Source organism: Flavobacterium branchiophilum FL-15, assembly GCF_000253275.1.
GTDB classification, from domain to species: Bacteria; Bacteroidota; Bacteroidia; order Flavobacteriales; family Flavobacteriaceae; genus Flavobacterium; species Flavobacterium branchiophilum.
Map to the genome: position 1 here is coordinate 999,437 of NC_016001.1, position 21,614 is coordinate 1,021,050.

At 33.1% G+C, this 21,614-nt stretch carries 19 protein-coding genes; all 19 read left to right on the forward strand.

The genetic code is table 11. From position 1 onward, the window contains the following. The first annotated feature begins 453 nt into the window (after positions 1 to 453). The 19 genes from FBFL15_RS04295 (at position 454) to FBFL15_RS04385 (ending at position 21,558) form a co-directional block, all read left to right on the forward strand. Positions 454 to 2,700: an N-6 DNA methylase gene (locus FBFL15_RS04295; RefSeq protein WP_014083432.1), complete on the forward strand. Its 2,247-nt coding sequence runs from the start codon at positions 454 to 456 to the stop codon at positions 2,698 to 2,700. Positions 2,701 to 3,711: 1,011 nt separating this feature from the next. Continuing rightward, the gene (locus tag FBFL15_RS04300) at positions 3,712 to 4,206 is read left to right on the forward strand and encodes a YfbM family protein (RefSeq protein ID WP_014083433.1); all 495 of its coding nucleotides are present in this window, start codon (positions 3,712 to 3,714) and stop codon (positions 4,204 to 4,206) included. 230 nt (positions 4,207 to 4,436) lie between these two features. Then, positions 4,437 to 4,763: a DUF6660 family protein gene (locus FBFL15_RS15705; RefSeq protein ID WP_014083434.1), complete on the forward strand. Its 327-nt coding sequence runs from the start codon at positions 4,437 to 4,439 to the stop codon at positions 4,761 to 4,763. 85 nt (positions 4,764 to 4,848) lie between these two features. Next, positions 4,849 to 6,045 carry a TolC family protein gene (locus tag FBFL15_RS04310; protein ID WP_083839236.1) on the forward strand — a complete coding sequence of 399 codons (1,197 nt, stop codon included), beginning with the start codon at positions 4,849 to 4,851 and terminating at the stop codon, positions 6,043 to 6,045. A 4-nt stretch (positions 6,046 to 6,049) separates the two neighbouring features. After that, complete coding sequence (locus FBFL15_RS04315) at positions 6,050 to 7,291, forward strand: efflux RND transporter periplasmic adaptor subunit (RefSeq protein ID WP_014083435.1); 1,242 nt, start codon at positions 6,050 to 6,052, stop codon at positions 7,289 to 7,291. A gap of 18 nt (positions 7,292 to 7,309) precedes the next feature. Next, positions 7,310 to 10,453 (forward strand): efflux RND transporter permease subunit, encoded by a 3,144-nt coding sequence (locus FBFL15_RS04320; protein WP_014083436.1) that lies wholly within the window; start codon positions 7,310 to 7,312, stop codon positions 10,451 to 10,453. 22 nt (positions 10,454 to 10,475) lie between these two features. Continuing rightward, positions 10,476 to 10,703 carry a dodecin family protein gene (locus FBFL15_RS04325; RefSeq protein ID WP_014083437.1) on the forward strand — a complete coding sequence of 76 codons (228 nt, stop codon included), beginning with the start codon at positions 10,476 to 10,478 and terminating at the stop codon, positions 10,701 to 10,703. 54 nt (positions 10,704 to 10,757) lie between these two features. Beyond that, positions 10,758 to 11,201 (forward strand): MgtC/SapB family protein, encoded by a 444-nt coding sequence (locus FBFL15_RS04330; RefSeq protein ID WP_014083438.1) that lies wholly within the window; start codon positions 10,758 to 10,760, stop codon positions 11,199 to 11,201. Positions 11,202 to 11,224: 23 nt separating this feature from the next. Next, complete coding sequence (locus FBFL15_RS04335; protein WP_014083439.1) at positions 11,225 to 12,196, forward strand: hypothetical protein; 972 nt, start codon at positions 11,225 to 11,227, stop codon at positions 12,194 to 12,196. A 2-nt stretch (positions 12,197 to 12,198) separates the two neighbouring features. After that, positions 12,199 to 14,238 (forward strand): heavy metal translocating P-type ATPase, encoded by a 2,040-nt coding sequence (locus FBFL15_RS04340; protein WP_014083440.1) that lies wholly within the window; start codon positions 12,199 to 12,201, stop codon positions 14,236 to 14,238. Positions 14,239 to 14,376: 138 nt separating this feature from the next. Further along, entirely contained in the window at positions 14,377 to 14,745 is a 369-nt protein-coding gene (locus FBFL15_RS04345) for a hypothetical protein (protein WP_014083441.1), read from the forward strand. 93 nt (positions 14,746 to 14,838) lie between these two features. Beyond that, complete coding sequence (locus FBFL15_RS04350) at positions 14,839 to 15,720, forward strand: DUF3347 domain-containing protein (RefSeq protein WP_014083442.1); 882 nt, start codon at positions 14,839 to 14,841, stop codon at positions 15,718 to 15,720. 7 nt (positions 15,721 to 15,727) lie between these two features. Continuing rightward, the gene (locus tag FBFL15_RS04355; protein WP_014083443.1) at positions 15,728 to 16,192 is read left to right on the forward strand and encodes a TlpA family protein disulfide reductase; all 465 of its coding nucleotides are present in this window, start codon (positions 15,728 to 15,730) and stop codon (positions 16,190 to 16,192) included. 4 nt (positions 16,193 to 16,196) lie between these two features. After that, positions 16,197 to 16,694: a heavy-metal-associated domain-containing protein gene (locus FBFL15_RS04360; protein WP_014083444.1), complete on the forward strand. Its 498-nt coding sequence runs from the start codon at positions 16,197 to 16,199 to the stop codon at positions 16,692 to 16,694. Next, positions 16,694 to 17,509, forward strand: a complete 816-nt coding sequence (locus FBFL15_RS04365; RefSeq protein ID WP_014083445.1) for a hypothetical protein — start codon at positions 16,694 to 16,696, stop codon at positions 17,507 to 17,509. The genes FBFL15_RS04360 and FBFL15_RS04365 overlap by 1 nt, the downstream gene beginning before the upstream one ends. Beyond that, entirely contained in the window at positions 17,506 to 18,219 is a 714-nt protein-coding gene (locus FBFL15_RS04370; RefSeq protein ID WP_014083446.1) for a heavy-metal-associated domain-containing protein, read from the forward strand. The genes FBFL15_RS04365 and FBFL15_RS04370 overlap by 4 nt, the downstream gene beginning before the upstream one ends. An 11-nt stretch (positions 18,220 to 18,230) precedes the next feature. Next, positions 18,231 to 20,483 (forward strand): multicopper oxidase domain-containing protein, encoded by a 2,253-nt coding sequence (locus FBFL15_RS04375; RefSeq protein WP_014083447.1) that lies wholly within the window; start codon positions 18,231 to 18,233, stop codon positions 20,481 to 20,483. Between the two features lie 69 nt (positions 20,484 to 20,552). After that, entirely contained in the window at positions 20,553 to 21,284 is a 732-nt protein-coding gene (locus tag FBFL15_RS04380; RefSeq protein ID WP_014083448.1) for a hypothetical protein, read from the forward strand. Positions 21,285 to 21,324: 40 nt separating this feature from the next. Next, a complete protein-coding gene (locus FBFL15_RS04385; protein WP_014083449.1) occupies positions 21,325 to 21,558 on the forward strand; it encodes a hypothetical protein in 234 nt (77 codons plus the stop codon). The last annotated feature ends 56 nt before the right edge of the window (positions 21,559 to 21,614 follow it).

Here is a 21,614-nt window from a genome sequence, read left to right on the forward strand (position 1 = left end):
AGCCCCCACGCCCCAAACCCTTCAGGCGGGGCTTCCTTTTTTTGCCGTCGGGCTATCACGAGCACATGGTGCCTTGCTCTATCCCTCATGCGGGCAACCCCCATCAGGCAGTCTCCACTCACCAAAGATATTTTCAAACTTCTTTCTTTTCGTTCTCCCACTTCTAATTTCTTGTTTCTAACCTCTTTTTTCTAATTTCTAATTTCTTGATTCTAACTTCTTGCTTCTCATTTTTATTTAATTAAAAAAGTTGTAAAATGTTTTTTTGTTTGTACTTTTGTGATGTGGATATAGAATGTTAAAAACGCAATAACTTTCGTATATCTACTAGTTATATGCCATTTTAAGGCAACAGTACAAAGATAAACATTTGTACTAAAATTTGAACATTTACAGACAAATAACAACTGAAAAAAATGTAAATTTGCAACTTAATTTATTAACTTAAAAAAAATGGCTTTAGAAAGAGATATAGAAAACATAGTTGAGCAATCATTACTAAAAAATGGTTGGGTAATCAATGTTGATGCACCCAACAAAAATGTTTTTCATCAAAAAGCAAAAACAAAAGAAGACAATAAAAAATTAAAAGCATTAAGACCTGATTTTTGTCTATATTTTGATAACAACTCTATTTCGCCTGAAATAATTTTAGAAACAAAAAAGCCAAATATGAATTTGGCGAAAACTAAAGAACAAGCAATAAATTATGCTAAACTTTTAAGCTCAAAAATTATCATTCTATTTGACGGGATTCAAACAAAAAATTATTGGGTTGAAAATCAAGAAGAACTTTTAGAAGATGGAATAGAAATAAACTCTATAAAGAGTGTTGATTTTTATAGAAAATTTATCACACAAAACTCTCATAGTTACCTAAACAATAAAATTTCAATTAATTCTAAAGAAGATTTAATTGCAGTTTTTGCTTTTACAAATCAAAAATTAAGAAAAGCGGGTATTACAAAAGGAATGGAACGCTTTTTTGAGTTTTCAAATTTACTTTTTCTAAAATTAATATCTGAAAATAATGACATTGTTTCAGAAGCAATTCCTCAATATATAAAGTGGGAAACTTATAGAAACAAAACAGGTGAAGAATTATTGAGTTATATAAACGACACTGTTATTCCAAAATTAGAAACTATTTTTAACAATAAAGGCGAAAAAACATTATTTACAAAACTAATAATAAAAGATACCGTTGCACTAAAACATATAATTGACAAATTAGATAAATTAAATTTAAGTGGAATAAAAACTGACATCAAAGGTGATGCTTTTGAATACTTTATTCAACAGTATAATTCATCAAATAATGACTTGGGCGAATATTTTACACCACGACACATTGTACAATTTTTAGTAAAACTTGCCAATCCAAAATACGGTGAAAAAGTATATGATCCTTTTTGTGGAACAGGTGGAATATTAATTTCTTCTTTTAATCACATTAAAGATTCACTTTTAAATAGCAACTATTTGACTGATACAGTTTTAAAAGATATAAAAGAAAATACCGTATTTGGTGGAGAAATTTCTTCTAATGCAAGAATTGCAAAAATGAATATGATTTTAACAGGTGATGGTCATAGTAATATTAATCAACAAGACACTTTATTAAATAAAGTAAAAGAAAAATTTGATGTTGTAATTACCAATATTCCTTTTAATTTAGAAGGAACTGCAAATAAATTATATTCACTTTTAAGCGATAACGGAAACTCTCAATCCATACAGCATATTATAGATTCTTTGAATAAAAAACCAACAGCAAGAGCTTATATAATTGTTCCTGAATCTATTTTGAACAATAATGAATTAAAGAATTTACGCAAATATTTAATTGATAATCATCTATTAAAGCAAATCATTTCTCTTCCTTCGGGAGTATTTTTGCCTTACACCGAAGCAAAAGCATCTGTTTTAGTTTTACAGGGTTTTAATCAACCAAAAATTGAAAAAATTCAATATACAATTATAAAAAATGATGGTTTTACTTTAACGCAAAGAAGAAGAAAAATCACAAATAAAATTAATGATATTGAAGAATATTTATTTGACAACTCTTTTGCAACTAAAGAAATAGAAGTAAAACAAATTCTTAAAAATTCTAACCATTCATTTATTTGGTTCAAATATTTTAATGAAGTTCCTGAAAATTATATTTTACTAAAAGAAATCTTAAAAGAAGAGCGAATAAAAAATACTGAATTATATGAAACTGCAACTGTAACAAAACATAATTTCTATGGTATTTTGAGTGGAGAGGAATATTGGGGAGACTCTTTTATGTCTGTTACTTCTGAAACTAATGAAGATTATAAAATTGTAAATCATAAATCAATAGCATACAATCCATCAAGAGCAAATACAGGTTCATTAAGTATAAACCTAACTAAAACCAAACTTGCCGTAAGCAAAATGTATGTTACATTTAAAGTTGTTGATGAAAGATTTTTACCAGAATTTGTATATTTATGTATTAAAAGCCAAGAAGGAATACAAAGCATAAAAGATAGGTCATTTGGTTCGGTTAGACAATCATTACGATTTGATGATTTATGTACCATTTCAATCCCATTTATTCCAATTGAAGAACAACAAAAAATAGTAGATTCCGTCAATAAAAAATACAAACAGTTTGTGAAATATAAAGAGGAATTAGACCAATTTAATTTAAAAGACGACTTGAAATAAAAGAAAAACGGCATATAACAGCAGTTTGGCAAAATGGCGGGTTCGGTGCTAAATCGAACATTCGGAATTCTAATAAACATTTGTGCTAAACTGAACATTTGTGCTTCTAATTCCGCTTCTTCGCAAAGCCCCAAAACGTGTGTGACTTGAACAACAACGCAGTTGTTGATGCTTTAAAAACAGATGAGAGTAGGTTTCTCAGTGACGACTTTCAGGAGTAGTTACTACTTGAGCGAAGCGGATGCACGGATACCAAAAAAACATTAAAAAATAATCCGTAAACCACTTTGCGCTACATTATTAGGAAACTATGGTGTGGTGAGCGACAAAGAAAAACGGCAACAAGATTGCTGTAGGTGTGTTTATGTGAGTTGAACATGTCCGAGAAATAATGTGTAAAAACACATTATTTAGAAGGAGGCGAGCGTAGCTCTGAACCAATGATGAAGCCTCGTAAGCGCAAAAGACGATGTCAAAAATAGGTAGTTACGTTTGTACCTATGATAGAGTGTATTGGAAACCTGATTACTGAATACACGGCATCCGGGGTTAAGTTGGCAAGACGCATCAATAGGCTGTTTTAAGGAACAAGTGAACTCTATATCGTTCTGCCAAATCGCAAGAGGAAACAGACAACAAAGGATGTGGTTGAGATATAGGGGGCAGACCTAGTCGTAGTAGTGATGAAGTTTCTGTAATGGAAATGGAGCAAAGGACTAGGCATAGTAAGTTTTACTAACAATTAACAACCAGAAATGGGATGATTGATTATTACGAAACAAAATCACAGCCAATAACTAATTTATTTTTACATTGGTTATTGGTATATCCATAAATATAATTATATTTGTGTGATTTAGTACTATGAAGAGCCGTGTGAAGGGAGACTTTCAAGCACGGTTCCGTGAGAACGCAGGGGTGAAATTCCCCTGCGTGACTCGATTAGCTGTAACCTTGACACAAAACGCACAAACAGAATTGATAATTTTAAACAATAAAATAAATTGAATTATGAGTATGATTGGAAATTTACTTCGAGTGACAAAATCTGAACTTGAAGAATATTTGAAAGATAGTTCATTATTGGAAGATAAAATCTATGATGACGAAACGGAAAACGAAAATTTAGTTGATATTGACAAATCGTGGGATGGAATAATATTTTTACTAACAGGACAGAGTTTAGCAACTGCTGAACATGATCTTGTTAGAGTTTTATTTAGCGGACAACTAATTGACGAAGAACAAGATTTAGGTTATGGTCCAGCTCACTACTTGACACCTGAACAAGTTGCTGAATTAAATAGTGAAATATCGACAATTACTATTGCAGACTTAAAGCAAAAGTTTAATCCTGAAAAAATGACCGAATTAGAAGTTTATCCTACAATTTGGGACGAAGGTGACGATGCATTTGATTATGTTGCTGACGGTTTTTCGACATTACAAAATGTTTTTGCAGACGCAACAAAAAATGGAGAAGCAATTATTACATTTCTGAACTAACCGACAGAAAAAAGGCTACAGCTAACGGCGTGTTTGCAAAAAGGCGGCTTTCGGATTAATTTAAAGATTGTGCTTTTTTGCAAAGCCAGTGTTTAAGGGAAAGTAAAGGCTTTTTTAACCGCCTCTTCGCAAACACTCAAACGTTATATGATACCCTTGAGCTACACAAACCGCCCAAAAAATCCTGCAAAAAAGAACGTTCACATTTCAAAATAGTTATATTTGCAACTATGAAAAATTTTTGGTTACTTTTTTCTATTCTAATTTTAACGCTATCGGTTTTACCGTGTGGCGATACAGTAGAATGTAACGACAAAACCAAAACAGAAATTACTGAAAAGGACAACCACGAAAAACACAATCACAGTTCAGAATTATGTCCACCATTTTGTACTTGTGCGTGTTGCGGAGTACAATTAGCAAACTTTGAAACGCAATTAGTTTCCTTTAAAGAAAATAATATCTTCACATTTCAAAAGGAAAAAATAAGTTCCTACGAAACAATCTACATCCAAAAAATTGCCGATAAAATTTGGCAACCACCCAAAATTAGTTAATAAAAATGTGCTTCGCACAAAATAACCGTTTTGGTGCTTCGCACCAAAAACGAATATTTATTTTATTAAACTAATTTTAAAATCAATGAAAAAATATATTTATGTTTTTATTGCTATTTGTTTTTTTACAAAAACATTCAGCCAAAAAAACCAAACCGTAACTTTAGAAGAAGCTATATCATTGGCTAAAGCCAATAATATAGGTTTAAAAATTGCCGATAAAGAAATTGAAAAGCAAACTATTCTCAAAAAAACAGCTTTTCAAATTGACCCTTTACAAGTGCAATATCAAGGCGGACAATTTAACAGCGTAAGTTATGACCATAACGTTTCGGTACAACAATATTTTCCTATTGGAAAAATCACAAAAGCCAATCGTCAACTACAAGAAGAATTAGCAAAACTTGCCGAGAAACGAAAAGCAATTTCTGAATACGAAATTGAGAAAGCAGTTACTATATCTTATTATCAATATTTATTCGGAATATCAATTCAAAAACTCAATGTTGAACTGAATGACATTTATACCAAGTTTCTAAAAAACGCAGAACTACGTTTCAAAACAGGCGAAAGCGGAAATATAGAAGTAATAAGTGCCAAAGCAAAAGTTAAAGAAATTGAAACTCAAAAAGCCCAAATCGATTACGATTTAGCCATTTATCAAAAGCAATTTCAATATTTTCTAAACACAGAAGATAATATTGTTCCGAATGACAAAGTTGTTTTCAAATATGAAAACACAACTAAAAACACTTCCAAAGTTGAAAATATCGTAACCGAATATTACCAACAACAAATTTCAGTATATCAAAAAGAAGCCAATACTTTCAAAGCACAAAAAATGCCTAAACTCGGTTTGGGTTATTTTGCACAAAGCATTGACACAAAAACTTTGTTTCAAGGTTTTACAGCAGGACTTCAAATTCCGCTTTTCGGAAACGTAAATTCTGCAAAGGCAAAAGCATCAGCAATAAGTATTTCGCAATCAGAACTCGAATTGCAAAAAAGCAAATTGACTTTAAAACTTCAAAATCAGCAATTGCAAGACGAACTCGACAAGCAAAAGAAAGGATTAGATTACTATCAAAACGAAGGTTTACAATTTGCCGAGCAAATCATAAATACAGCACAAAAAAGTTATGAAAATGGCGATATGAGTTATTTTACTTATATCAGTTTTCTAAATCAAGCCATCGATATTAAAAAACAATATGCTGAAACCTTGAACGCTTATAATCAAAGTGCTATTCAATTACAATTTCCATCAATTTATAACAATTAAGATTATGAAAAATATAAAATTAATAATATCAGTTTTTTCTTTTCTCTTTATTCTTTCTTCCTGCAATGACAAAAAAGTAGAAACAGAAGAACACACAGAAGAAGAAAACAAAACCGAAGTAGCTTTAACCGAAGCACAATTTAAAACCGTTGGCATAGTAACAGGAAGTTTAGAAAACAGAAATCTAAATACCATTATTAAAGCAAACGGTTATACAACCGTTCCGCCACAAAATATGGCGAATATTTCGACACTCATTTCAGGAGTTGTCAAAGATATTTATGTACTCGAAGGCACTTTTGTAACCAAAGGAAAAACCTTGGCAACTATCCAAAATCTTGAAGTTGTCGAAATGTTAGAAGATTACAAATCGGCAACAGCGAACATCGAATATTTGCAATTAGAATACAACCGCCAAAAAACATTGAGCGACGAAAACGTAAATCCTCGTAAAGTTTTTCAAGAAGTAAAATCAAAATTAGCGGTCGAACGAGCAAGAGCGCAAGCATCCAAAACCAAACTGCAAGCATTAAATGTAAGTTTAAATTCTAGCAGTTCATTAATTCCTATTGTTTCGCCTATTTCGGGTTATGTGGGGAAAATTAGTGTTACCAAAGGAGCTTTTGCAGAAACAGGAACAACACTTTTTGAAGTAGTTGACAACAGCCAAATGCACCTCGATTTGAATGTTTACGAAAAAGATTTAGGTACTATTTCCGTTGGGCAAACCATCGATTTTATATTGACAAATCAAGGAAATAAAACAATAAAAGCAACCATTTTCGGCATCAATAAATCGTTTTCTAACGAAAGTAAAACCGTTGCAGTTCACGCCAAAATCAATGCTAATGATGCAAAAGGTTTAATTTCGGGAATGTATGTTTCTGCCAATATCAACATCAACAATTCCACCGTTCCTGCTTTGCCAAAAGATGCCGTTGTTAAAGATGGCGAAAAATATTTTGTTTTTATTCAAGAAGAACACCACGAAGAACCGAAGAAAGCAAAAACCGAAGAAGCACACGAACATAAAGAAGGCGAAGCACATTCTGAACACGAAGAAGGAGAAGAAGAGGAACATAACGAAGTACATTTTGAAGCTGTCGAAGTAATTATTGGTACAACCGATTTGGGTTATACAGAAGTGAAATTTGTAAAAGAAATTCCAGCAAATGCAAAAATTGTAGTCAAAGGAGCTTTCTATTTATTATCTGCTATGAAAGGTGGCGGAGAACACGTTCATTAATCAATTCAATCAAAGAAAATGTTAGACAAAATCATACAATTCAGTATCAAGAACAAGTTTATAATACTCTTATTTACGTTGGTTCTTATCGCTTTTGGTAGTTATTCTATCAAGAATTTACCACTCGATGCCTTACCCGATGTTACTAATAATCAAGTACAAATTATTACCACAGCACCTACTCTAGCCAGTCAAGAAGTTGAACAATTAATAACTTATCCACTTGAACAAGCAGTAAAAACAATCCCAAAAGTAATCGAGTTACGCAGTATTTCACGTTTCGGATTATCAGTAGTAACCGTAGTTTTTAAAGACGATGTTGATATTTATTGGGCAAGAGAACAAATTTTTCAACGTCTTGCGCAAGCCAAAGAGAACATTCCTGCCTATGCAGGCTCGCCTGAATTGGGTCCAATTTCTACAGGACTGGGAGAAATTTACCAATACGATGTTTACGCCAAAAAAGGGTATGAAAATAAATACGATGCGGTACAACTACGAACCATTCAAGACTGGATTATAACTCCACAATTACAAGGTGTTGAAGGCGTTGCCGAGGTCAGTACTTGGGGCGGAAAACTAAAACAATATGAAATCGCAGTCAACCCAAATAAACTAAATAGTTTTGGAATAACCATCACAGATATTTTTGATGCACTCGAAAAAAACAATCAAAATACAGGTGGTGCTTATATCGAAAAAGACCAATATTCATATTTCATTCGTGGTGTAGGTATGGCAACAGGCATAAAAGATTTAGAAAATATTGTGGTTGCTAATAAAAATGGTGCACCAATTTTAATCCGAAATGTAGCCGAAGTTCAAGAAAGTATTGCCCTACGCTACGGAGCATCAACCAAAGACGGAAAAGGCGAAATTGTTTGCGGAATGGCACTTATGCTAAAAGGCGAAAATTCTAGCGCAGTAGTAAACAGGGTAAAAGAAAAAATGATCCAAATCAATAAAACCTTACCCGAAGGAGTTGTTGCCGAAGCATTTATTGATAGAGGAAAACTCGTAGATAACGCCATAGGAACAGTTACTAAAAACCTTTTAGAAGGTGCATTAATAGTAATTTTTGTATTGATTTTATTTCTCGGAAATCTTCGAGCAGGATTAATCGTAGCCTCTGTAATTCCGCTGTCAATGCTTTTTGCAGTTATATTGATGAATGCCTTTGGCGTAAGCGGAAACCTAATGAGTTTAGGTGCAATCGATTTTGGTATTATTGTCGATGGCGCTGTTATTATTGTCGAAGCCACAATGCACCATTTACAAAAACTCAAAAGACAAAAAAATTTAACCCAACTTGAAATGGATAGCGAAGTATATAAATCGGCTTCAAAAATCCGTAACAGTGCCGCTTTTGGAGAAATTATTATCTTAATTGTGTACCTACCAATCCTCGCATTAGTGGGCACAGAAGGCAAAATGTTCAAACCAATGGCAATGACAGTTGGCTTTGCAGTTATTGGTGCGTTCATACTTTCGTTAACTTATGTACCAATGATGAGTGCAATGTTCTTATCAAAAAACACCGAACACAAACCCAACTTTAGCGATAAAATGATGGCGTGGTTCGAAAAAATTTACACACCATTTTTAGACCGAGCATTACGTTTCAAAAAAGCAGTTTTAGCCATTTCGTTAGCACTATTTGTTTTTGCGGTTATTGTTTTTCAAAATATGGGTGGCGAATTTATTCCAACTATCGAAGAAGGCGATTTGGCAATCAATGCAACTATTATGACAGGAAGTTCACTTTCGCAAATGGTAAAAACTACAACCCAATACGAAAAAATGCTAAAAGCAAAATTTCCAGAAATTAAGACTATTGTTGCAAAAATTGGAAGTGGCGAAATCCCAACCGACCCAATGCCAATAGAAAGTGGCGATATGATAATTGTTCTAAAGGACAAATCAGAATGGACTGGCGACTATGATAATTGGGAAGATTTGGCAAATGCGATGAAAGAGGAAATGGAAAAAATTCCTGGTGCAAATATCGAAGTTTCGCAACCCATTCAAATGCGTTTCAACGAATTAATGACAGGTAGCCGAAGCGATATTGCCATCAAAATCTTTGGCGATGATTTAGAAGTTTTAGACAACAAGGCAAAAGAACTAATTGGAAAAATTAATAAAATTGAAGGAGTTGGCGATTTAAAGGCAGACAAAGTAACTGGTTTACCACAAATAACCATAAAATACGATTACAATAAAATTGCATTGTACGGATTAAATATTGTAGATATTAATCAAATTATTCGTTCCTCTTTTGCTGGCGAAAGCGCAGGTAAAATTTATGAAGAAAGCAAACGTTTTGATGTAGTGGTTCGAATGAACAAAGACTATCGTACTGACATTACTGATGTTTCTAATCTTTTCATTCCATTACCAAACGGGCAACAATTACCTCTTTCACAAGTGGCAACAGTTGCATTTGAACAAGGTCCAGTTCAAGTTTCTCGTGAAAACGGAAAACGAAGAATTACTGTTGGTCTCAATGTTCGTGGTCGAGATATAAAAAGTGTAGTCGAAGAAATACAAGCCAAACTAGAAACCAATTTCAAACTTCCTACAGGATATTATATTACCTATGGCGGACAGTTTGAAAATTTGGTAGAAGCAACAAAAAGATTATCAATTGCCTTGCCAGTGGCGTTAGGCTTAATATTAGTACTTTTGTTTTTTACATTCAACAGTATGAAACAATCCTTGCTCATCTTTACAGCCATTCCACTTTCAGCAATTGGAGGTGTTTTCGCACTTTGGTTGCGAGGAATGCCATTTAGTATTTCGGCAGGTATCGGGTTTATTGCCTTATTTGGAATTGCAGTTTTAAACGGAATTGTACTTATATCCTATTTCAACCAACTCAAATCCGAAGGAATAACCGACCCATTACAACGCGTTTTAATCGGAACAAAAACCCGTTTACGACCAGTTTTAATGACAGCCACAGTAGCATCATTAGGATTTCTGCCAATGGCATTATCCACTAGTGGCGGTGCCGAGGTGCAAAAACCATTAGCAACCGTAGTTATTGGCGGATTAGTTTCGGCAACATTACTAACCTTAATTGTTTTACCAATATTATATTTACTTTTCGAGAAAGGAATTAAAAGAAGAAAAAAATCTCCAATTATAAATAATCAATAATTAACATTTAAAAACGAAAATTATGGCAGTAGTAAAAGTAATCGAAGTGATAGCAACTTCGGCAATCGGAATTGAAGATGCAATTCAAAATGCAGTAACCGAGGTTTCTAAAACCATTCGTAACGTAGATTCGGTGTATGTAAAAGACACCAAAGCACACGTAAAAGACGGAAAAGTAACAACCTATGGCGTTATTTGTCAAATCTCTTTCAGAATTGATGCAGGAGTAGATCCAGAACCATCTGAATAAATTAATGGCAGGCATAAGTAAAATTATGCCTGTTTTAAAAAAAAAAATTAGTAAATGGATATTATAAACGAATTAATTATTTCTTCCAAACTTATTCTTGCACTTATTTTAGGTGCAATAGTAGGTTATGAAAGAGAAAGAGACGGCAAAGATGCAGGGCTTAGAACCTACGCTTCCATCTGTGTTGGTGCTTGTGTTTTTATGCTCATCGCATCGCACCTTACCGAAGATAAATCTGCTATTGCAAGAATAATGACAGGTATAGTTACAGGTATTGGGTTTATAGGTGCAGGTATTATTTTTAAAGATGAAGAAAACAAACCAAAAGGACTTACAACAGCTTCTACCATTTGGTGTACGGCTTCAATTGGCATTGCAGTAGGTTTAAATATGTTTATAATAGCCATTGTAGCAACGGTTTTAATCTTCTTTTTACTAGCATTGCCACATTACAAGTGGTATGAAAAATGGAAACAATCAATTAAAAACAAAGAATAAATTAACAATTAAATTTTAAAAAAATGAACAGTTCAAAACAAAGATTTAACATACAAATCAAAAAAATAAAAACACTTTTACATAACGCTAATAGTCAAGAAAACCCTGCATTGTGGTTATACCTTAACGATTTGAGAACGCCTTTTTTTATGATAGAAGGACTATCAAAAATGTATGCAGAATTGCATAACAAAAAAGATTTTAAAAAAATAAAAGAACAATCGAAGCAAATAGAAGATGCTTTGGGTGCGGTAGATTATTACATTGCTTTTCAAAAAGAATTTGCTTCTAATACCACTATTCCATCATTAGTAAAAGATTATATTGCAAAAAAATCAAAAGAGAAGTTAAATATATTAAACAAACTTTTAATTAATGAAAATTGGCTCAATGGCAAACGAATTGATAAAATACAAAAGCGTCTTAAAAAAGCAGATTGGCTTAAAGAAGAAAAAGAAATTAAGGCAATGCAAAAGTATTACCAAGATGAAATAACAGATATAATTTATTTTACTAAAAAAACAACTTTTACGTTTGATAATGTAGAAGAAGATGTACACGAACTACGCAGAAAATTACGTTGGTTAAGCATTTATCCACAAGCATTAAATGGTGTTGTAGAATTGTTTGCAAACAAAACAACCGATGAAGTTATAAAAAAATATCTTACCGAAGAAATTACAACTTCTCCATTCAATCAATTAATAACATCAAAAGAACTTACTCATTTTCTATCCATAAATAAAAATAACTTTTTAGCATTAAGTTGGATGATAGCCGAATTGGGCAAAATAAAAGATAGTGGCTTACGCATAAAAGTTTTGGAAGATGCTTTACAAGCAACAGAATTTCTTAAAAATGAAGAAGCCGAAACCAAAACAATGCAACTTTTAGGTAAAACGCAACCAAGTTCAAAATCACTTTTACAAGAAGCAAGCACCATATCTAAAACATATTTTTCAGAAAAATTATTAACCAATTTAATCAATCAATAATTATGGAACATAAACATATATACGATGCAAAAGGCAAACAAATTTGCTGCACCCAACAAGAAAAAATTTACAGCAAAGCAGGTGCATCAGTTTTATTAAAAGATGGGCACACAAAAGATGATGGACACAACCACGAAGAACACGGAGATGATGATGGACACGACCACTCGGGTTCAGACCAAACCACGTTTCAAATGTTCTTACCAGCAATCATAAGTTTTGTATTATTGATGATTGCTATTGGTTTAGATAATTATTTTCCGCAATCGTGGTTTACAGGTTGGGTAAGAATTATTTGGTATGTAGTTGCTTACATTCCAGTTGGCTTTCCAGTAGTCAAAGAAGCATTTACAAGCATTGGAAAAGGAGAAATATTCTCTGAATTTTTGCTAATGAGTATTGCAACTATCGGAGCATTTGCAATAGGCGAATATCCCGAAGGCGTAGCAGTAATGTTATTTTATGCAGTTGGCGAAGTGTTTCAAACTTTAGCAGTAAAAAGAGCCAAAGCCAATATCAAAACTTTGCTCGACCAGCGACCAGACGAAGTAACAATTCTCGAAAATAATGTTGCCAAAACTATCAAAGCATCAACGGCTAAAATTGGCGATATTATCCAACTCAAAGCAGGAGAAAAACTAGGATTAGATGGCGAATTACTTTCAGATACGGCTTCGTTTAATACTTCGGCACTCACAGGCGAAAGCAAACCCGACACAAAAGCCAAAGGCGAAACCGTTTTGGCAGGAATGATAAATCTAAATTCCGTTTGTCAAGTAAAAGTTACCGTTGCCTACACCGATAGTAAACTATCCAAAATTCTCGAAATGGTGCAAGATGCTACCGCCAAAAAAGCACCAACCGAATTATTCATCCGAAAGTTTGCCAAAATTTACACACCAATAGTTGTGCTTTTAGCCATCTTAATTTGTGTTGTTCCAATGCTTTTTGTAGATAATTATGTTTTTAGAGATTGGTTATACAGAGCATTAGTATTTTTGGTTATTTCGTGTCCGTGTGCATTAGTTATCAGTATTCCATTAGGTTATTTTGGCGGAATTGGTTCGGCTTCAAAAAACGGAATACTATTCAAAGGAAGTAATTTTCTTGATGTGATGGCAACCATTCAAAACGTAGTAATGGACAAAACAGGCACAATGACCGAAGGCGTTTTTAAAGTGCAGGAAGTTGTTTTTAATACCGATTTTAATAAAGACGAAATCTTGCAAATGGTCAACGCTTTAGAAAGCCAAAGCACACATCCAGTAGCAACCGCCATTCATCAATTTGTTGGTAAAATTGATAGTTCAATAGTTTTAAAAGATGTAGAAGAAATATCAGGACACGGATTAAAAGCCAATGTAAACGCAAAAGAATTGTTAGTTGGAAATTTCAAACTAATGGATAAATTTTCTATTGCTTATGATATTGATCCAAAAAGTATTGTTTACACATTAATTGCAGTAGCGTATGATAAAAAATTTGTGGGCTATTTAACCATTGCAGACAGCATAAAAGAAGATGCACAAATCACCATCGACAAACTAAAAGCATTAGGCATAAAAACCACAATGTTAAGTGGCGACAAAGATACAGTAGTGCAATTTGTGGCTCAAAAACTCGGAATTACAAATGCCTTTGGGGATTTATTGCCCGAAGACAAAGTAAACAAAGTCAAAGAAATCATCGCCCAAAATGAAACAGTTTGTTTTGTAGGCGATGGCGTAAACGATGCACCAGTTGTGGCATTAAGCAACGTAGGTATTGCAATGGGCGGTTTAGGAAGCGATGCCACCATCGAAACTGCCGATGTGGTTATTCAAGACGATATGCCTTCAAAAATTCCAATGGCAATAAACATTGGTAAGCAAACCAAAAAAATTGTTTGGCAAAATATCACTTTGGCATTTGTAGTAAAAGCAATTGTTTTAGTGCTTGGAGCAGGCGGTTTAGCCACAATGTGGGAAGCCGTTTTTGCCGATGTTGGTGTAGCACTTTTAGCTATTTTAAATGCTGTAAGAATACAACGAATGAAGTTTTAAGGATAATTATTATTCAAATTAAAGGTGTTTGTTATACAATTTCAAACACCTTTTTTAATATTATAAATCTATATTTTAACAATTGATTAGTATAAAATCGATGTAATTTAATTACTTTTGCGGCATATCGATATAAATATGAATAAAATTCACATTTTAGTAGTTGCATTATTTGGTTTCTTATTGATGCCAAGTAATTCTTTTGCGTGTGGAACTAAAACCGAAAAATCGTGTTGCAAAAAAGAAACAACTTCTAAAACAGAAAAAAAAGACTGTTGCAACAATAAACAACACTCGAAAGACGAAGACAAAAGTTGTGGCGGAAAATGCGGACACTCAAATTGCACATCGTCAACAACAATAAATTTTAGTTTAATTTCTTCTTACGAAATCGAATTTAAAAATAATTCTTTTGATTTTTCTGCCGAAAAACCAAAATTTCATCATTCAAAAACCTTTATTTCTTCGGGTTTTACTTCCGTTTGGCTTCCTCCTAAAATAAAATAATTTCAATCTTTGACAGCCATAAGTCTGTCTTGTTGATAGCAAATACTTTGCTGTCAAAATTATTTATTTAACAAAAATTAAAATTTTATTACAATGAAATCAATATCAAAAATATTGGTAGCAATTACAATATTGTTATCATTCACATCGTGCAATGCACAAATTAAAAACGCAAAAACAGAAACAGTTAAAATTTATGGAAACTGTGATATGTGCAAAAAAACAATTGAAAAAGCAGGTAATCTTAAAAAAATAGCCAAAGTAGATTGGAACGTAGATACGAAAATGGCAACTTTAACTTACGATAGTAAAAAAACCAATCAAGATGCAATTTTAAAACGTATTGCATTAAGTGGTTACGATAGCGACAAATTTCTTGCACCTGATAACGCATATTCAAAACTGCCAGGTTGTTGCCAATACGATAGAGTTGCAAAAGTTCCTGTAAAAATTGATGCTATTTCGGGAGCAGATATATCCAAACATTCAGAAATGACAAATCACACTAACCATACCGAAACGCCAAAAGTTGAAATTCAAGAAGTAAACCAACTAAAAGCCGTTTTCGATAATTATTTTGCTGTAAAAGATGCGTTAGTAAAAACAGATGGTAACACTGCGTCAGCAAAAGCAACAGCATTACTTTCAGCAATAAACGCTGTTAAAATGGAAACTTTAAAAACAGACGAACACAATGTTTGGATGAAAGTTTTGAAAAACATAAAAGAAGATGCCGAACATATTGCAGACACCAAAGATGCAAAACACCAAAGAGACCATTTTGATACACTTTCAAAAAATATGTATGATTTAATCAAAGTATCAAAACAAGAAACGCCAACTTATTACCAATTTTGCCCAATGGCAAACAATGGTAAAGGTGCCAATTGGTTGAGCAAGGAAAATGTAGTTAAAAATCCTTATTATGGTTCTATGATGTTAAGTTGTGGAAAAGTAACAGAAACTATCAAATAATTTAAAAATGAAAAAGATAATCATTCTACTTATTTTTTTTTCATTTTCAGTTCAAGCACAAGTAAAAGTTGGTGATACATTACCAACTTTTACTTTACTTGATTCCAATAATAAAAAAGTTCAAAGCAATACTTTTAAACAAAAATTTATTCTTATAGATTTTTGGGCGTCGTGGTGTGCACCTTGCCGTTTAGGTAACAAAAAGTTGGTGAAACTTTACAATGATTTTGGTAATGACAAAATTGAAATTATCGGAATATCATTAGATACTGATAAATCAAAATGGATTAAAGCCATTGAAAAAGATAAAATTAAATTTACACAATTAATAGATCCCAAAGGGTTTGATGCAAATACGGCAATACAATTTGGCGTAGAAGCGCTACCTTCAAAATTTCTATTTAACCAAAAAGGAATTTTAATAGCAATAAATCCAACAGATGAAGAAATAATCAATTATTTAAAACAATAATAAAATGAAAAATATAAATAAATTTAAAGCGATATTGACATTACTTGTAATCATAAATTGCTCCTATGTAAATGCTCAAATTACAAAAGCCGAAATTAGAGCAACAGGGTTAACCTGTTCTATGTGTTCCAACGCAATAAACAAACAGCTAAAAACTATGCCCGAAGTAGTTGACGTAAACACAGATTTAAACACTAATACATTTACTGTTACGCTAAAGGAAGGGAACGAATTAAATCCAAAAATATTTAAAGAAAAAGTAGAAAAAGCAGGTTTCTTTATCGGTTCATTAGTTGTTACTGCCAAATCAAATACCATAAGTCAAAGTTCATATATTATGGTAAGTGATAAAAAAAATAATGCTTCTGAAATACAGTTTCAGGTTCTTGACAAAGGATATGTTACAGAAAAAGAGTTTAAAAAACTTTCCAAGTCTTACAAAAATATTGATACGTATGCTTCAAATAATGAAGAAGATTTTCACATTAAAATTTTAAACTAATGAAAAAGATAATTTTATTTTTTGTAGCCATTAGTTACCAAACTATTTTAAGTCAAGAATTGTTTGTAGTAACAGATCCTGCCAGTAATGTTCCTGCAAATTCATTGGCAGTAAACGTGATGCAATTGCTATTTAAAGAGCAAATCAAAACTGGCTATAACTATCATCTGATGCCAGAAGTTACTTACGGTATTAACAAAAATTTAATGGTTCGTGGTTCTGCTTTTATTAGCAACCGAAGTAATCAACTGGTTACCGAAGGTGGAAGTTTTATGGCAAAATATCGCTTTTTTTCTACAGATGATTTAAATAGCCATTTTAGATTAGCTGCCTATGGTAGATATAGCTTCAACAATACCGACATTCATCAAGAACAAATTGAAATTTTAGGACATAATACTGGTTTTGAAACAGGTATAATTGCAACTAAGTTGGTTAAAAAATTAGCAATTAGTTCTTCAATTAGTTTTGAAAAAGCATCAGACAACAAACCAAATTATCCATTTCCAAAAACTATTGGAAATAACGCAACTAACTATACATTGTCGTTTGGAAAATTAATGTACCCAAAAAAATACACCAGTTTCAAGCAAACTAACATTAACTTAATGGTTGAATTTGTTGGGCAAACAATCAACCAAAACGGAAAATCATTTTTAGACATTGTGCCAGCGGTACAATTCATTTTCAACAGCCAAGCACGTTTAGATTTTGCCTACCGTCACGAGTTAACAAGTTCAATGTTACGTTCAGCTCCCAATGGGTTCTACTTCAATTTGTATTACACTTTTTTCGATTTAAAAAATTACCAATGACACATACTTATAAATTAATAGGAATGACTTGTTCAAGTTGTGAAGCCAAAGTAAAATCAGCTTTGCTAACTATCGAAAATGTTACTAATGTTGCCGTTTCAAAAGATTTAGAAACTGCAACTATCACAATGAATAAACACATTGCATTATCCGACTTGCAAAAAGTTTTAGACAACAAATACCAAATATCAGCTATCAATCACAACGAAATTGCAGAACAAACAAAATCGTGGTTTGAAACATACAAACCAATATTACTTATATTCTTTTATATCACTTTAGTAACGGGATTGGTGCAATTTACCAACCATCATTTTGATATAATGCAATGGATGCAACATTTTATGGCTGGTTTCTTTTTGGTGTTTTCTTTTTTCAAATTACTTAATATCAAAGGCTTTGCCGAAAGTTATGTGATGTATGATGTTTTGGCAAAACAAATTCCAGTTTGGGCTTACCTTTATGTATTTATCGAGTTAGGTTTGGGAATTGGATATTTAATAAATTTCAATCCAATCTTGACCAACTCAATAACAGTAATAGTAATGAGTATTAGTATTATCGGTGTTTTACAATCGGTATTAAACAAAAAGAAAATTCAATGTGCTTGTCTTGGTGCAGTCTTCAATTTGCCAATGAGTAAAGTAACCATTATCGAAGATGCGTTAATGATTGCAATGAGTGGAATAATGTTATTAATAATGATTTAAGAAGATAAAAAATGAAAAATGAAAAAATAAAAAACATATCAATATTGCCTACGGCAATATTGATATTGTTTATTTCTCAATCCATTTTCGCACAAAAAGTAGTGAGATATGATTTATATGTACGTGATACAATAGTAACTTTTGGCGACAAACCAAAACACGCCATTGCGGTAAACGGACAAATCCCAATGCCAACACTAACATTTACCGATGGCGACATTGCGGAAATTTATGTACATAATGAATTAAACGAAGAAACATCTTTGCATTGGCACGGATTATTTTTACCAAACAAAGAAGATGGCGTTCCTAATTTGACACAAATGCCAATAAAACCCAAAACGACACACAAATATTCTTTTCCAATTATTCAACACGGCACACATTGGTATCACAGTCATTCGGGACTGCAAGAACAAATCGGAATGTACGGAAATTTTGTAATGCTCAAAAAACCAACCGACCCAACTTTCAGAAAAGGAATTGACGATTTGCCAAGCATTCCAATAGTTTTAAGCGAATGGACAGATGCAAATCCTGATAATGTACACAGAATGTTGCACAACGCAACCGATTGGTTCGCTATTCAAAAAGGCACAACACAAAGTTATGCAGAAGCAATCCAACAAGGTCATTTCAAAACCAAAGTAACCAACGAATGGAAACGAATGAACGCAATGGACGTGAGCGATGTTTATTACAATAAATTCTTAATAAACGGAAAAAACGAAAGCCAACTTTCGCAATTCAAAGGTGGCGACAAAGTGCGATTACGCATTTCAAACGGTGGAGCATCAACCTACTTTTGGCTCAACTATGCAGGCGGAAAAATTACCGTTGTTGCCAACGATGGTAACGATGTAGAACCTGTCGAAGTCGATAGACTAATCGTTGCAGTTTCTGAAACCTACGATATTATTGTAACCATTCCAGCCGACAAAACCGCTTACGAATTTTTGGTAACTTCCGAAGACCGCACAAAATCCGCATCCTTATATTTGGGCGATGGCATCAAACAACTTACTTCTACCCTACCAAAATTAAAATATTTTGAGGGTATGAAAATGATGAATGATATGATGAAAATGAATGGAGATTTAGACGATATGGGAATGAGTATGTCATACAATCAAATGGATATGAACGTAGTAATGTATCCCGAAATTACAGGCGAAGCAAAACCCAAAAGCGACAAAATGGGCGATATGAAAATGACCGAAGACGATTATAATAGCAATAAACTTTCAGACATTGTAACACTAAATTACGCAATGTTAAAATCACCTTCCAAAACAACACTCCCAAAAGACGCACCAATCAGAGAATTAAAATTTGAACTTACAGGAAATATGAACCGCTACGTTTGGAGTTTAGACAACAAAGTAGTTTCTGAAACTGATAAAATTTTAATCAAAAAGGGCGAAAATGTACGCATCACAATATATAACGGCTCAATGATGCGACACCCAATGCACTTACACGGACACGATTTTAGAATTATAAACGGTCAAGGCGACTACGCTCCACTCAAAAACATCATTGATATTATGCCAATGGAAACTGATATTTTAGAATTCAACGCCAATGTAGAGGGCGATTGGTTTTTTCATTGTCATATTCTCTACCATATGATGGCAGGAATGGGCAGAGTTTTTACTTACGAAAACCAAGCACCTAATCCATTAATTTCAAATCCAAAACTCGCACAGCGCAAACTTTTTGCCGACGACAGAGCATTTCATTTTATGGCAGAAAATGATTTTGCTACTAATGGTAATGATGGTAGCGCAATGTATCAAAATACACGTTGGAGTATTGGTACGGAATGGAGATTAGGTTACAATGATATGCACGGTTACGAAATCGAAACACACATAGGTAGATATATTGGTAAGATGCAATGGCTAATGCCTTTTATTGGATTTGATTGGAGATACAGAAAAATGGAAGATAACGAGATGGAAAAAAACCTTTTCAATCAAACAAATACCAAAGACAAACGTTCTGTTTTTAGTCTTGGATTAGAATACACCTTGCCAATGCTAATAAAGGCACAAGCCGAAGTGTTTACTGATGGAAATGTACGTTTACAATTCGAACGAATGGACATTCCAGTAACCAAGCGATTACGAATGAACTTAATGTGGAATACTGATAAAGAATATATGGCAGGATTACGATATATAGTAAAACGAAATTTTGGTATAACCACACATTACGACAGCGATATGGGAATAGGCTTTGGAGCAAGTCTAAATTATTAACTCAAACTTCTTACAAAAAGATTTTTTCTCTATTTTTGATAAATAGTAATCAATTAAAAAACTACAAATATGGCATCAACATCAGAAACAGGACACGCAAAAAACGTGGCAAATCTTCAAGATTTAATTTCATTCGTAATAGGTTACGGAGCAACGTACAACCCTACCAAAAATGCTTTAATGTTGCCCCAACTTAACGCATTAGCCACAACATCACAAACAAGTTTAGCCGATGTTGTTACTAAAAACACCGCTTACAACAATAAGGTAAACGAAAGAGTAACCGCTTTCAGCGGTTTAAAAGCGTTATCAACTCGATTAGTAAACGCATTAGAAACTACTGATGCTACTGCACAAGTTATAAAAGATGCGAAAGGGTTTAACAGAAAGTTACAAGGCAAAAGAGCCACAACTGCTACAACACCAATCGACCCAAACACACCAGCACCAGCAACCATTTCAACAAGTCAGCAATCGTATGACCAACAAATACAACATTTGGCAGGTTTAATTTCGGTTTTGCAATCAGAGCCAAGCTATGCACCAAACGAAACCGATTTAGCAATTGCAACACTTACAGCCAAACAAGCCGACCTAACCGCTAAAAACAATGAAGTCTCAACTGCATATACAAATATCAGCAATTCAAGAATTGCAAGAAACAACACATTGTATGCAGACAACACAGGATTAGTTGAAATAGCAACCGAAGTGAAGAAATACATCAAATCACTTTTTGGAGCATCAAGCCCAGAATTTGCACAAGTAAAAGGAATAGAATTTAAGAAAGCGAAAAAATAACATAACCCAAAACAGAAAAGTACACCCCACATTTAAGAATATGCAAACCGCAGAAAGAAATATACTAAACGCAAAAAGAATTATTTGTTTCGCAAACAAACTTATTGCTACCGCAATAAGTTTTATCTTATTTGCGTTTAGATTTATTTCAACCGCATTTAGAATTATTCAATCCGCAGAAAGAAATATGACAACCGCAATTAGAAATATAGCTTCCGCAAATAGAATAATAGCAATCGCCAAATGGAATGAAAAAAAAAAGGGCGTCATATAACAGCAGTTTGGCAATATGGCGGGTTTAGGCTTAATTTGAAGTTGGTTTTGTACTTG

Excerpts from the sequence above, each read along its gene's own strand:
- FBFL15_RS04315 (WP_014083435.1), top strand. The coding sequence starts at position 6,050 with ATGAAAAATATAAAATTAATAATATCAGTTTTTTCTTTTCTCTTTATT.
- FBFL15_RS04375 (WP_014083447.1), top strand. The coding sequence starts at position 18,231 with ATGAAAAATGAAAAAATAAAAAACATATCAATATTGCCTACGGCAATA.
- FBFL15_RS04385 (WP_014083449.1), top strand. The coding sequence starts at position 21,325 with ATGCAAACCGCAGAAAGAAATATACTAAACGCAAAAAGAATTATTTGT.
- FBFL15_RS04350 (WP_014083442.1), top strand. The coding sequence starts at position 14,839 with ATGAAATCAATATCAAAAATATTGGTAGCAATTACAATATTGTTATCA.
- FBFL15_RS04345 (WP_014083441.1), top strand. The coding sequence starts at position 14,377 with ATGAATAAAATTCACATTTTAGTAGTTGCATTATTTGGTTTCTTATTG.
- FBFL15_RS04370 (WP_014083446.1), top strand. The coding sequence starts at position 17,506 with ATGACACATACTTATAAATTAATAGGAATGACTTGTTCAAGTTGTGAA.
- FBFL15_RS04295 (WP_014083432.1), top strand. The coding sequence starts at position 454 with ATGGCTTTAGAAAGAGATATAGAAAACATAGTTGAGCAATCATTACTA.
- FBFL15_RS04300 (WP_014083433.1), top strand. The coding sequence starts at position 3,712 with ATGAGTATGATTGGAAATTTACTTCGAGTGACAAAATCTGAACTTGAA.
- FBFL15_RS04310 (WP_083839236.1), top strand. The coding sequence starts at position 4,849 with ATGAAAAAATATATTTATGTTTTTATTGCTATTTGTTTTTTTACAAAA.
- FBFL15_RS04335 (WP_014083439.1), top strand. The coding sequence starts at position 11,225 with ATGAACAGTTCAAAACAAAGATTTAACATACAAATCAAAAAAATAAAA.
- FBFL15_RS04330 (WP_014083438.1), top strand. The coding sequence starts at position 10,758 with ATGGATATTATAAACGAATTAATTATTTCTTCCAAACTTATTCTTGCA.
- FBFL15_RS04365 (WP_014083445.1), top strand. The coding sequence starts at position 16,694 with ATGAAAAAGATAATTTTATTTTTTGTAGCCATTAGTTACCAAACTATT.
- FBFL15_RS04355 (WP_014083443.1), top strand. The coding sequence starts at position 15,728 with ATGAAAAAGATAATCATTCTACTTATTTTTTTTTCATTTTCAGTTCAA.
- FBFL15_RS04380 (WP_014083448.1), top strand. The coding sequence starts at position 20,553 with ATGGCATCAACATCAGAAACAGGACACGCAAAAAACGTGGCAAATCTT.
- FBFL15_RS04320 (WP_014083436.1), top strand. The coding sequence starts at position 7,310 with ATGTTAGACAAAATCATACAATTCAGTATCAAGAACAAGTTTATAATA.
- FBFL15_RS04340 (WP_014083440.1), top strand. The coding sequence starts at position 12,199 with ATGGAACATAAACATATATACGATGCAAAAGGCAAACAAATTTGCTGC.
- FBFL15_RS04325 (WP_014083437.1), top strand. The coding sequence starts at position 10,476 with ATGGCAGTAGTAAAAGTAATCGAAGTGATAGCAACTTCGGCAATCGGA.
- FBFL15_RS04360 (WP_014083444.1), top strand. The coding sequence starts at position 16,197 with ATGAAAAATATAAATAAATTTAAAGCGATATTGACATTACTTGTAATC.
- FBFL15_RS15705 (WP_014083434.1), top strand. The coding sequence starts at position 4,437 with ATGAAAAATTTTTGGTTACTTTTTTCTATTCTAATTTTAACGCTATCG.